Genomic DNA, 11,841 nt, shown 5'->3' on the forward strand with positions numbered 1-11,841 from the left:
CCATGCGACCCCTCCTCCTTCTGTCGGCGTTGGCGGCCCTCGCCACGGCGCCCTCCGCCCAGCCCGCCTTCATGGGCGGGGCCCCGCCGCCCGACCCCGACGACCTCGTGGTCTGGACCGGCCCGTCCGACCCCGTCCGCCTCGCGCGCGGCGGGACGGCGACGGCGACGCTCACGCTCTCGGTCGCCGAGGGCTGGCACGTCTACGCGCTCGACTCGCCGCTCGGCATCCCGCTCCGCGTCGAGGCCACCGTCCTCCCCCGGGGCGTCCGCGCCGTCGGCCTCCGCCAGTCGCCCCCGGTCGATGCCGTCGACCCGTCGCTCGGCGAGCCCGTCCGGTGGTTCGACGGGCCGGCCACGGTCGGTGTCGACCTCGCCGTGACGGCGGACGCTCCGCTGGGCGCGCACACCGCCTCGGTGGAGGTGCGGTACGGCGTGTGCGACGACCAGATCTGCCTGCCGCCGCAGACGCGGACGGTGGAGGTCTCCCTCGTCGTCGCGGGGGGGGCGTCGGCCGTGGCCTCCGGGCCGTCGGCCCCCGCGCCCCCGCCCGGCGACGCCCCCTCCGGGCCCGACCCGGCGGAGGCCGGGCTCGAGACGGGCCCCGTCGAAAAGGCTCCCGTCGAGATGGAGCCGGTCGATCCCGCGACCGCCGGGGTCCCCGAAGCGAGCGCCGCCGCGCCCGCCCGGGGCGGCGGCGGCGAGGGCCTCGCGGGGTTCTTCCTGCTCGCCGTCGGAGCCGGGCTGGCGGCGCTCCTGACCCCGTGCGTGTTCCCGCTCGTCCCGCTCACCGTCGGCGCGTTCTCGCACGACACGTCGCGGGGGCGGGCCCTCGGGCGGGCGCTCGGGTTCGGCGTGGCCGTCGTCGCCGTGTTCACCGCGCTCGGGGCCGCGGCGAGCGCGGTTCTCGGGGCGGCGGGGGCGCAGCGGGTGGCCGCCGACCCCGTCGTCAACCTCGTGCTCGGCGTCGCGTTCGTCGTCTTCGCCCTGTCGCTGCTTGGGCTCGTCGAGCTCCGGCTCCCGGCATCGTGGGCGAACCGCGTCGAGGGCGCCTCGCGGCGTCGGGGCGGCGTGCTCGGTACGCTGCTCGCGGCCGTGGCCCTCGCCGTCGTCTCGTTCTCGTGCACGGCCCCGTTCGTGGGCGGGCTGCTGGCGACGGCGGCGGCCGACGGCGGGGGCGCCGCGGCGTGGGCCCGGCCCCTCCTCGGGATGGCCGCGTTCTCGGCCGCCTTCGCGGCCCCGTTCGTCGTCCTCGCCGCGGCGCCCGGCCTCCTCTCGCGGCTCCCGCGCTCGGGGTCGTGGATGGCGACACTCAAGGGGACGCTCGGCTTCGTCGAGCTCGCCGCCGCCCTGAAGTTCCTGTCGAATGCCGACCTCGTGTGGGGCGTCGGGGTCCTCACACGGCCGGTCGTCGTCGCGCTGACGATGGCCGTGGCCGCACTCGCCGCGCTGTTCCTGCTAGGCCGGCTCCGCCTCGGCGAGCCCGCGGGCGAGCCCGCCCCGCGCGTCGGGGCCGGCCGGCTCCTCGGCGCCGTCGCCGCCCTCGGCGCCGTCCTCGTGCTGGCGCCGGGCCTGGGCGGCGGGGCGGTCCCCCTCGCCGACGCGCTCCTCCCGCCGCTCGTGCCGCCCGCCAGCGGGGCCGAGGCCGAGGGCCGGCTCGCCTGGCACACCGACGACCTCGACGCCGCACGCGCCGAGGCGGCCGCCGTCGGCGCCCCGCTCTTCGTCGACTTCACCGGCTACACCTGCACGAACTGCCGGGCCATGGAGGCCCGCGTGTTCCCGGCCCCCGAGGTCGCCCCGCTCCTCGGCGGCGACGTCGTCCGGGCCAAGCTGTTCACCGACGGCCGCCCGCACGGGCCGGTGTTCCAGGAGGTCCAGCGCAGGCTGACCGGGACCGTCGCCATGCCGACCTACGCCGTCCTCTCGCCCACGGGAGAGGTCGTCGGCGTGTGGAGCGGGATGGCCTCGCCCGACGAGTTCGCCTCCTTCCTCCGCACCGCCTTCGACGCCGCGGTCGGCCCCGCCGACGCCTGACGGACCGGACCAACACCCCCGACTCGCCCCCCTGACTCACCACCCCATGCCCCGCTTCCTCCTGCTCCTCCTCGTCATGGTCGCCGCCCCGGCGGCCCTCGCCCAGCCCGACACGACTGCCGCGCCCTCCGACCCCGTCGGACGGCCCACTTACGCCGCTCCTGAAGGCGTCGTCTTCCTCGTCCGCGAGCCCCAGCACGCGCGGGCGGCCATCCGGACCGCCGCCGAACTCCGCGAACGGCCGGCGTACGCCGAGGTCCCCGTCGAGCTCGTCGTCTGCGGCGGCGGGAGCCGGGCGCTCCTGGCCGACGCCCCGGACGCCGCCGCGCTGGTCGAGTCCGCCGCCGCCGGTGGCGTCCGGCTGCTTGCCTGCGGGATGTCGCTCGACAACCTCGGCATTGACCCGGCCGCCCTCGCGCCCGGCGTCGACGTCGTCCCGAACGGGCTCCTCTATGCCCTCGACCGTCAAGCCGAGGGGTTTCTCTCGGTCGAGCTCTAGCCCTTCATCCTTCTTCACACGCTCCCACCGTGACCACCCGTCCTCTCCCGGAGGCTGCCTTCCGCGTGCTCCTCAGCCTCATCTTCCTTGTCTCCGGCGCGACCCACCTCCTCCGGCCGGAGGCCGTCGCGGCCCGGCTCGACGGGGCCCCGTTCGCCCACGTCGCGACGGCCCTCGCGCCGTCAACGTCTCTCGTGCTGCTGGCCGGCGTCGCCCTCCTGGCCGGCGGCCTCGCCCTCCTCGTCGGGTACCGGACGCGGGCCGCCGCGCTCGGGCTCATCGCCGTCCTCGTCCCGATCACGCTGACGGTCCAACTCGCGCCGGAGGCCCTGGGGCCCCTCTTCAAGAACGTCGCCATCCTAGGCGGCCTCGTGTTCTTCGCGGCCCACGGCTCGGAGGGGTACAGCGCGGACCGGGCCCTCCGGCTCCGCCGCGCCCGCCGGCTCGTCCCCGCCCTGTCATGAACCGCCTCGGACTCTTCCTCGCTGTCGTCGCCGGGCTCGCGCCGGCCGCCGCGGCCCAGAGCTACGACCAGTCCGTGCTCGGTGCGCTCCTCGAGCGGGAGGGCCGTCTCCCGGACGCGCCGCCTGAGTACGCCGTGTGGCGCGTCGAGCACGAGACGGGCAACTCGGTCTACGCTCGGCACGACCTGTACCTCCGGGTCGGCGAGGGCGACGCGCGACGCGGCCGCCAGCGGCTCGTGCTCGCCCAACTCCTCGGCCAGCCCGCACCCACGGCCCTCGCCGTCGGGGACTCGCTCGTGCTCCCGGCCCGACCCGCCGACTTCGACCTCTCCCCACTCGCCTACGCGCCGTACCCCCGGACATGGTCCGGCGCGGCCGGCATCGACAAGGCCGTCGTCGTCGACAAGACGACGCAGACGTGGGCGGCCTACGAGGCCGGCCGACTCGTCCGGTGGGGCCCGGCCTCGACGGGCGCGGCCGAGACCCCGACGCCGTCCGGCCGGTTCACGATGAACTGGCGCGCGCTCGAGCGTTACTCGTCGGAGGCCCCGCCGGGCGAGGAGTGGTTCATGCGGTACGTCATGAACATCCACGCCGCTCGCGGCATCCACCTCCACCAGTACGACGTCGTGCCGACGGGACCACCCCAGGGCCACGGCTGCGTCCGGATGGTGACCTCCGACGCCGAGTGGCTCTACGAGTGGTCGAGCGGGTGGCAGACGACGGCTGGGGAGGGCGCGCTCGGGGGCCGGGTCACCGGCGAGGGTACGCTCGTCGTCGTCCAGGGCGACGAGCCCGAGGGCGCGCCTGAGCGGTTCGTGATGCGGCGGGATGCCCCCGTCCGCGTCGCCGTCCTCCTCCCGCCTGATCCGATGGCCGTCCCCCGTGGGGACCGATGATGGGGCGCCTCGTCCACGGAGCCCATGCCACCGACGCCTGCGACTGCCACGAGTGGCCTGCGGGTGGACGTCCAGCGGGGTGACGATCGCTGCGGCCTCGTGGAGCGGCGTCTCCGCCCGTGCCCGCCGCCGAGGTCCGACGGGGGCCAGGAACCGTCAATATGCGCCGTTATGGAGAGTGAGAAGCGGAAGGCGCATTCCTGTCACGCCTCTTTCTGAGCGGGCGCCAGGGTGTCGCCCGCTGGCGGGAATACCGGTCGGCTCCCCTCTCACCGTGCGTCCAGCGCACCCCGAGGGCCTCCGCGTCTGGGTCACCCGAGCCGGTCAGCCCCAGACGCGACTTCGAGTCCGAGGAGTCAAGATCCCCGTCTCCGCTCGATGGTCCCCCGTAGACCCGTCAGGCCACAACCGTTGGCGTAGCTCCACACTACCGAGCAAGCCTCGAGCGCCGATTGTTGTACCCATGTTGTACCCCTAAACCGCAAGTCCGGTCTCCTACAACAGGATACCGGGCTTCGGAGTGGGCCCTGTTGGATTTGAACCAACGACCTCTCGCGTGTGAGGCGAGCGCTCTAAACCCCTGAGCTAAGGGCCCGACAGGCGTCGAAAGTAGCCCGGGGCCGCGCAGCACGGCAAGGCGCCCGCGTGGAGAGACCGCGAGGACGACCGCCTCGGCGCGGAGTTCGCCCACCGACGTCTCGAGGCGGACGGACACGCACAAGGGCGACCCTCCGAAGAAGGCCGCCCTTGTGGTGGCTCGGGGCCACGAGGACCAGATCAGAGGAGCGCCTAGGCCTCTTCCGGCGTGTAGACCTCCTTGAGGATCCCCTGGAGCTTGGTCCGGCCGCGGTTGATCCGGCTCTTGACCGTGCCCATCGGGAGGCCCGTGATATCGGCGATCTCCTCGTAGGCCAGCTGTTGCACGTCGCGGAGGACGACGACCTCACGGAACTCCTCCGGGATCTGGGCGAGCGCGTCCTGGATGTACTTGTCCTGGATCGTGCCCTCGGCGTGCTTGTCCGGGAGGAACGTCTCGTCTGGGATCTCGACCTCGTACTCCTCGTCGTCGCGGTTCACCGACTGGAGGCTGTAGAGCCGACGGCGCTTCCGCTTGCGGTATTCGCTCCGCGCGAGGTTGCCGGCAATCGTGTAGAGCCACGTCGAGAACTTGGCAATTCGGCGGTAGCTGTGCCGGTTGCGGTAGACCCGGAGGAACGTCTCCTGGAGGAGGTCCTCGCACTCTTTGAGGTCGCCGAGAAACCGGTAGATGTAGTTCGTCAGCGGGTCGTGGTAACGACTGACGAGGATGTCGAACGCTTCGACCGTGCCCATCTGGAACTGGGACATCAGGTCCTCGTCGTTCATCTGCGACAGGACGCCGTGGTTCTTAGAGGCCGGGGTGACCGTCTTGTTGGCCTTGGCGAACGTCTGCTTTTTCAGGGTCGGCATATGCGAGGCGGAGAGAAGGGAGGTGGTGGGGGCGCCGGTTTGTCAGCGACCTAGAGATGCGCAAGGAGCGTGCCCGGGAAGGTTGTGACAACAGGGATCACGGCCCTTTCGTGGAATCCCCCGTGGCGCGCTAGGGAGTCGTCGCGGCGGCGCGGCGGAGGGCGAGCGTCAGGATGAGCCGCTCGTCGCGGTGGGAGCCGCCTTTGAGTTCCAGATCGGCCGCCAAGAGCGCCTCGAAGGCCCGGCGGAGGCCCCTCGGACCGTAGCGCTTGGCGGGTGGCACGTAGTCACGAAGGAAGAAGGGCGGCACGCCGATCTGTCCGGCCCACTCGCGTTCAGGCACACCCGCTTCGAGACAACCTGTCAGCTTCCACAGCTTCGTCATGTGCGACGAGAGGAGCGCGACGATCCGGATCGCCTCGCCGGCCCTGTTGCCGGCCTGGGCGAGGAGCGCGTCGGCGATGGCGAGCGCCTTGGGCACGTCGCCCCGGCCGAGGGCGGCCTGGAGTTCGAACGGGTTCTGCTCGGCCGAATGGCCCGCGGCCCGCAGCACGTCATCGCGCGTGACCCGCTTCCGGTCGCCGACGTACGTCACCAGCTTGTCGACCTCGGCGTCGAGGCCGCGGAGGTCGGAGCCCGACATCTCGGCGAGCATCGCGGCCGCGCCCGCCTCGGTCTCGACGCGGCGCGCCTTGAACCGCTTCTCGACCCAGCTCGGGAGCGCGGCCGGCTTGAGCGGCTCGAAGTTCGACCACACGGCGTTCTCGCGAAGCGCGCGGTACGGGTGGGCCGAGACGTTCGGCTTCGCGTTGCAGAGGAGGACCACGACGGCGTGCGGGTTGGTCGCCTCGGCGTAGCTCTTGAACAGCCCGTTGTCGGCCAGCTTCTCGAACCCGCGCACCACGACGAGCCGACGGGCGGCCATCATCGGGAACTGGGCGCACTGCGCGAGCACCTGCTGCGCCGTCGCCTCCGGCCCGAACACGACGTCGAGGTTGAAGTCGCGCTCGTGGGGCTCGACGGCGTGCTCGACGGCGAGTCGCTGGAGCTCGTCCATGAACCAGCCCTCCTCCCCGTAGAAGAAGTAGAGCGGGGCGAACTGGCCGTGCCGAAAGCCGGTCGCGAGGTCGTCGAACGAGGCGCCAGTCTTGGAGCGGCCTTTCGCCATGGGCGGTCGGGAGGGAGTCGAGAAGGTCGGCCGCGGGGGTGCCGAGGTCGTGACACCGAAGGTAGGCCGGGGCCGACGCCATCCGGGGACCTCGGCCGATCCTCAGGCACGATCTCACCGGACGCCCAGGCTCACCGGACGCTCAGGGACCGGACCTCCGCGAGCGCGCCCTCACCCGGCGGGCCGGTACGTGCAGCCGCACCGCCACCCGGGACCGACCTCGTGTGGGATGGGGCGGAGCGCCATCGCCTCGTCGACCGTCATCACGAACCCGTCGGTCTCGTGACACTCGGGTGCCGAGTCGGGCGCCTGACTCGCTCGCAAGCGGATCCGCTCGACGCCGGCCTCGGCCAGGATGAACAGCTGGTAGGCCTCGTTCTCCGACGGCGACATGCGGCCGGGCCGCGCGAACGCGCGGGGGTCGCGGGTCGCGGTCGTGGAGGAACGGAGGGGGTGTGAGGAGCTGTACACGTCCCTAGTAAACGGCACTCTGTCTCAGTTCTGGAACTGCCGGCCCTATTCGGTGCCCGCCCGTTCCCACTTGTCGGCGTGGACGCTCGGCCTAGCTTCGTGGCACGCCCTCTCCCCCTCCGAACTTGGCTGCCAAGACGATGATCGAGTTCCTCGGCACCTTCCTCGTCCTCACGATCGGGCTGACGGTCCTGATCGGGAGCACGTACGCGCCGTTCGCCATCGCGGCCGTGCTCATCGGGGCGATCTACATGGGCGGCCATGTTTCGGCGGCGCATTACAACCCGGCCGTCACGCTCGCCTACTGGCTGCGGGGCCGGCTGCCGGCCGTCGGGATCGTCCCATACGTGCTGGCCCAACCGGCCGGCGCGGCGCTGGCGGCGCTCGCCTTCCGGGTCCAGGTCCCCGAGGCGTAAGGGCCCGCCCGAAGAGCGGGCGGAGACGCGGATCGGGCGGAACGGTGCTTGTTGCGACAGGTAACGAGCCGCGACACTCCTCTCCCTCCCCTCATGGACACCCGCCGCATCGGCTCGCTCGAGGTCTCAACCGTCGGCCTCGGCTGCAACAACTTCGGCTGGCACATCGAGGAGTCCGCCTCCCAACGGGTCGTGGACACCGCCCTCGACGCCGGCATCACCCACTTCGACACCGCGGAGAGCTACGGCGAGGGCGCCTCGGAGGCGTTCCTGGGCCGCGCCCTCGGCGACCGTCGCGACGACGTCGTGATCGCCACCAAGTTCGGCCACCGCCCGGCCGACGGACCGACGGGGCAGGCCCGCCCCGGGACGGTCCGCACGTCGGCCGAGGCGAGCCTCCGCCGGCTCGGGACCGACCGCATCGACCTGTACTACCTCCACCGGCCCGACCCCGACACGCCCATCGCCGACACGCTCGGCGCCATGGCGCGACTGGTCGAGGAGGGGAAGGTCCGCGAGATCGCGTGCTCTGGGTTCTCCTCGAGTCAGCTCCGCGAGGCGGAGGCCGTCGCCCAAGACGTGCGCTTCGTCGCCGTCCAGAACGAGTTCAGCCTCCTCCACCGGGAGCCGACGCAGGACGGCGTGCTCGACACGTGCGATGTCCTGGGCCTCGCCTTCGTCCCCTACTTCCCCCTCAAGAGCGGCCTGCTCACCGGCAAGTACCGGGCAGGCGACGCCGACGCCGCCGACGGCCGGCTCACCGCCACCGAGGGCAAGTTCAAGGGCATGGGCGATGGGCTGCTGACCGACGACAACCTCGAGACGGTCGAGCGCTTGATCGCCTTCGCCGAGGAGCGCGGCCGCACGATCCTCGAGCTGGCGTTCTCGTGGCTCCTCGCCCACGACCCGGTGGCGTCGGTCATCGCCGGGGCGACGAAGCCGGAGCAGGTGCGTGCGAACGTCGGCGCCGCGGGCTGGCGGCTCTCGCAGGACGAGCTCGATGCCGTCGACGAGATCCTCGCTCAGCCGGCCTGACCTCGTCCGCCTCGGTGCCTCCGTCGGTGCGCCGAGGCGGGGGGCTCGGCCCGCAGGGTAAGGGCCTGCTGGCACCGCGGCGGGGACGGTGCGTAGGCTCCGGCCCCCGTCCACTGCCCCTCCCTCATGAGCGCCCCCGACCTCTACCCCGCCTCCGACGCCTTCCGCCAGAATGCCCGTGTCGGCTCGCGCGAGGCCTACGACGAGATGTACCGCCGGTCCGTCGAGGACAACGAGGGCTTCTGGGCCGAGCAGGCCGACCGCCTCGACTGGATCGAGCCCTTCGACACGGTCAAGGACGTGAGCTTCGACGCCGACGACCTCCACATCCGGTGGTACGTCGGTGGCAAGCTCAACGCGTGCTACAACGCCCTCGACCGCCACGTCGAGGAGGGACGGGGCGACCGCGTCGCGTTCTATTTCGAGCCTGACGATCCGAAGAAGGAAGAGCGCAGACAGATCACCTACGCCGAGGCACTGGCGGAGACCCAGCGGATGGCGAGCGTCCTGAAGGACCTCGGCGTCCAGAAAGGCGACCGCGTCACGATCTACATGCCGATGATCCCGGAGGCCGTCTACGCCATGCAGGCGTGCGCACGGATCGGGGCCATCTTCTCGGTCATCTTCGGCGGGTTCAGCCCGGAGGCCATCGCCGGCCGGATCCGCGACGCCGCGTCCGACTTCGTCATCACGGCCGACCAGGGGCGCCGAGGCGGCAAGACCATCGCCCTCAAGGCCAACGTCGACGCCGCCCTCAAGCGGCTGGGCGAAGACAGCGAGGTCCGCCACGTCCTCGTGGTCCGGAACACGGGCGGCAACGTGACCTGGGACGACCGTGACGTGTGGTACCACGAGGCCACCCGGTCCGCCTCGGGCGCGTGCCCGTGCGAGCCGATGGACGCCGAGGACCCCCTCTTCATCCTCTACACCTCGGGCTCGACCGGCACGCCGAAGGGCGTCGTCCACACCACCGCGGGCTACTGCGTCTACACGTCGCTCACGCACGAGATCACGTTCGACTGGCGAGAGGACGACGTCTTCTGGTGCTCCGCCGACGTCGGCTGGATCACCGGCCACAGCTACATCGCCTTCGGGCCGATGATCAACGGGGCGACGCAGGTCCTCTTCGAGGGCGTCCCCACGTTCCCCGACGCCGGCCGCGTGTGGGACGTCGTGGAGCAGTACGGGGTCACCCTCTTTTACACGGCGCCGACGCTCATCCGCGCGCTCATGGCGCAGGGCGACGACTTCGTGACGAGGCACGACCGGAGCAGCCTCCGCGTGCTCGGCACAGTCGGTGAGCCGATCAACCCCGAGGCGTGGCGGTGGTACCACGAGGTCGTCGGCGAGGGCCGGTGCCCGATCGTCGACACGTGGTGGCAGACGGAGACGGGCGGCCACATGCTGACGCCGCTCCCGGGCGCCATCGACCAGAAGCCGGGCGCCGCGACGGTCCCGTTCTTCGGCATCCAGCCGCAGGTGCTCGACGCCGAGGGCAAAGTCCTCGAAGGCGAGGCCGAGGGCCTGCTCGTCATCGCCGACAGCTGGCCGGGCCAGGCGCGGACGGTCTACGAGAACCACGAGCGGTTCAAGAACACGTACTTCACGGCCTACCCGGGCACCTACTTCACCGGCGACGGCTGCCGGCGCGACGCCGACGGCTACTACTGGATCACGGGCCGCGTCGACGACGTGATCAACGTGAGCGGCCACCGGATGGGGACGGCCGAGGTCGAGAGCGCGCTCGTGCTCCACGACGCGGTCGCCGAGGCCGCCGTGGTCGGCGTCCCGCACCCCATCAAGGGCCAGACGATCTACGCCTACGTCACGCTCGCCGCCGACGCGACGCCGAACGAGGACCTCCGCGCCGAGCTCCGCCAGCACGTCCGCAAGGTGATCGGGCCGATCGCGACGCCGGAGTTCCTCCAGTTCGCCATCGCCGGCCTGCCGAAGACGCGCTCGGGCAAGATCATGCGCCGGATCCTCCGCAAGGTGGCCACCGGCGAGCACGACAGCATCGGCGACACGTCGACGCTGGCCGACCCGGAGGTCGTGGACAAGCTGATCACCGGCCGCCGCGGCCGGCCCGAAGACGACGCGGCGTACGAGTAGAGGGAGGCGGGACGGCCGTCCCCCTCCCCCGCCTCGGTGCCACCGTCGGGAGACCGAGGCAGGACGAGCCGGCGACTAGTTGTTAGAACAGGAAACGAGGCCAAGGGGTCTCTGCCCCGTCCCCTCTGTCGCCATGCTCGCCGTCACCGGAGCCACCGGCCACCTCGCCGACCGGGGGGGCGTCGTCCGCGAAGGTGGCTACGGCTGGCCGGAGACACTCGGCCCGGCTCTCGACGGCGTCGACCGGCTGCTGCTCATCTCGGGGAACGAGACTGGAAGGCGGGTTGCCCAGCACCAGCTCGTGATCGACGCCGCCCAAGAGGCCGGCGTCGGGCTCGTCGCCTACACGAGCATCCTCCACGCCGACACGTCCGAGATCGGGCTGGCGGAGGAGCACCGCCAGACGGAGGCCCTGCTCGACGCCAGCGGGATCCCGCACGTCGTCCTCCGCAACGGGTGGTACACCGAGAACTACACGGGCTCGATCGGCGCGGCGCTCGAGCACGGCGCCGTCCTCGGCAGCGCGGGCGACGCCCGGATCTCCGCCGCCTCGCGGAAGGACTTCGCCGAGGCAGCCGCCGTGGTCCTCACCTCCGACGAGGACCAGGCGGGGCGGACCTACGAACTCGCCGGCCCGTCGTTCACCATGACGGAGTACGCCGCCGAGCTCACGCGGCAGTCCGGCACCCCGGTGAACTACGTCGACATGACGGAGGAGGGCTACCGCGACGCCCTGATCCAGGCGGGCCTGCCCGAGCCCGTCGCCGCCATGCTCGCGCAGTCGGACGCCGCCGCGCGCCAAGGCGCGTTGGAGGGATCGCCCGACGACCTCGAGGGGCTCCTCAATCGGACGCCGACGCCGATGCCGGACGTCGTGGCCGAGGCGCTGGCCGCGCGCGGCGACGGGTAGGCCCGCCTCGGCGTCGAGGCAGGGGGAGCTGGAGAGATAAGACGAGTCAGCGCAGCCGGTGCAAACGGCCGTAGACTCCGGCCTTCACCCTCCCTCCGCATGACCAAGGAGCAGCACTGGCAGGCCCAGATCCGCCGCATCGCGATCCTCCTCGCCGTCTGGGCCGTCGTCGCCTTCGGGATGTCCATCTTCGGCGCGCCGTTCCTCAACCGGTTCTCGTTCGGGGGCATCCCGTTCGGGTTCTGGATGGCGCAGCAGGGGTCGATCTACGTGTTCGTCGCCCTCATCTGGATCTACGCCCGCACGAGCGACAAGGCCGACGCCGAGGCGGGGCTGGCCGAGACCGACGCGACCACGGCCACCGGCGGCGAGGGACACTAGC

General features: G+C 72.0%; 12 protein-coding genes and 1 tRNA gene. 9 read left to right on the forward strand and 4 right to left on the reverse strand.

The features are described from left to right. The first annotated feature begins 2 nt into the window (after positions 1 to 2). From BSZ37_RS00890 to BSZ37_RS00905, 4 genes are read left to right on the forward strand one after another with little or no spacing between them, the layout of a single operon-like run. The gene (locus BSZ37_RS00890; protein WP_095508734.1) at positions 3 to 2,036 is read left to right on the forward strand and encodes a protein-disulfide reductase DsbD family protein; all 2,034 of its coding nucleotides are present in this window, start codon (positions 3 to 5) and stop codon (positions 2,034 to 2,036) included. Between the two features lie 46 nt (positions 2,037 to 2,082). Then, on the forward strand, positions 2,083 to 2,535 hold the full coding sequence (locus BSZ37_RS00895) for a DsrE family protein (protein ID WP_095508735.1): 453 nt from the start codon (positions 2,083 to 2,085) through the stop codon (positions 2,533 to 2,535). Positions 2,536 to 2,564: 29 nt separating this feature from the next. Further along, a complete protein-coding gene (locus tag BSZ37_RS00900; protein ID WP_095508736.1) occupies positions 2,565 to 2,999 on the forward strand; it encodes a DoxX family membrane protein in 435 nt (144 codons plus the stop codon). Beyond that, positions 2,996 to 3,898, forward strand: coding sequence for a L,D-transpeptidase family protein (locus tag BSZ37_RS00905; protein ID WP_095508737.1), 903 nt, complete (start codon positions 2,996 to 2,998; stop codon positions 3,896 to 3,898). Before BSZ37_RS00900 ends, BSZ37_RS00905 begins: the two co-directional genes overlap by 4 nt. A gap of 521 nt (positions 3,899 to 4,419) precedes the next feature. Here the strand turns inward: BSZ37_RS00905 and BSZ37_RS00910 are convergent. The 4 genes from BSZ37_RS00910 to BSZ37_RS00925 form a co-directional block, all read right to left on the reverse strand. Next, positions 4,420 to 4,493 (reverse strand) — tRNA-Val (locus BSZ37_RS00910). Positions 4,494 to 4,687: 194 nt separating this feature from the next. Then, positions 4,688 to 5,263, reverse strand: a complete 576-nt coding sequence (locus BSZ37_RS00915) for an RNA polymerase sigma factor (RefSeq protein WP_179299778.1) — start codon at positions 5,261 to 5,263, stop codon at positions 4,688 to 4,690. 214 nt (positions 5,264 to 5,477) lie between these two features. Then, positions 5,478 to 6,515: a DNA polymerase III subunit delta gene (gene holA, locus BSZ37_RS00920; RefSeq protein ID WP_095508739.1), complete on the reverse strand. Its 1,038-nt coding sequence runs from the start codon at positions 6,513 to 6,515 to the stop codon at positions 5,478 to 5,480. Between the two features lie 171 nt (positions 6,516 to 6,686). Continuing rightward, positions 6,687 to 6,908 (reverse strand): hypothetical protein, encoded by a 222-nt coding sequence (locus tag BSZ37_RS00925; protein ID WP_095508740.1) that lies wholly within the window; start codon positions 6,906 to 6,908, stop codon positions 6,687 to 6,689. Positions 6,909 to 7,111: 203 nt separating this feature from the next. Here BSZ37_RS00925 and BSZ37_RS00930 point away from each other — a divergent pair, with 203 nt between their 5' ends. From BSZ37_RS00930 to BSZ37_RS00950, 5 genes are all read left to right on the forward strand, one after another. Further along, the gene (locus tag BSZ37_RS00930; protein WP_095508741.1) at positions 7,112 to 7,402 is read left to right on the forward strand and encodes an aquaporin; all 291 of its coding nucleotides are present in this window, start codon (positions 7,112 to 7,114) and stop codon (positions 7,400 to 7,402) included. A 93-nt stretch (positions 7,403 to 7,495) separates the two neighbouring features. After that, a complete protein-coding gene (locus BSZ37_RS00935) occupies positions 7,496 to 8,437 on the forward strand; it encodes an aldo/keto reductase (protein WP_095508742.1) in 942 nt (313 codons plus the stop codon). Between the two features lie 126 nt (positions 8,438 to 8,563). After that, positions 8,564 to 10,549, forward strand: coding sequence for an acetate--CoA ligase (gene acs / locus BSZ37_RS00940; protein ID WP_095508743.1), 1,986 nt, complete (start codon positions 8,564 to 8,566; stop codon positions 10,547 to 10,549). Positions 10,550 to 10,682: 133 nt separating this feature from the next. Continuing rightward, positions 10,683 to 11,459 (forward strand): SDR family oxidoreductase, encoded by a 777-nt coding sequence (locus tag BSZ37_RS00945; protein ID WP_095508744.1) that lies wholly within the window; start codon positions 10,683 to 10,685, stop codon positions 11,457 to 11,459. A gap of 99 nt (positions 11,460 to 11,558) precedes the next feature. Further along, positions 11,559 to 11,840, forward strand: coding sequence for a DUF4212 domain-containing protein (locus BSZ37_RS00950; protein WP_095508745.1), 282 nt, complete (start codon positions 11,559 to 11,561; stop codon positions 11,838 to 11,840). The last annotated feature ends 1 nt before the right edge of the window (position 11,841 follow it).

This window comes from Rubrivirga marina, from assembly GCF_002283365.1.
Lineage (GTDB): Bacteria > Bacteroidota > Rhodothermia > Rhodothermales > Rubricoccaceae > Rubrivirga > Rubrivirga marina.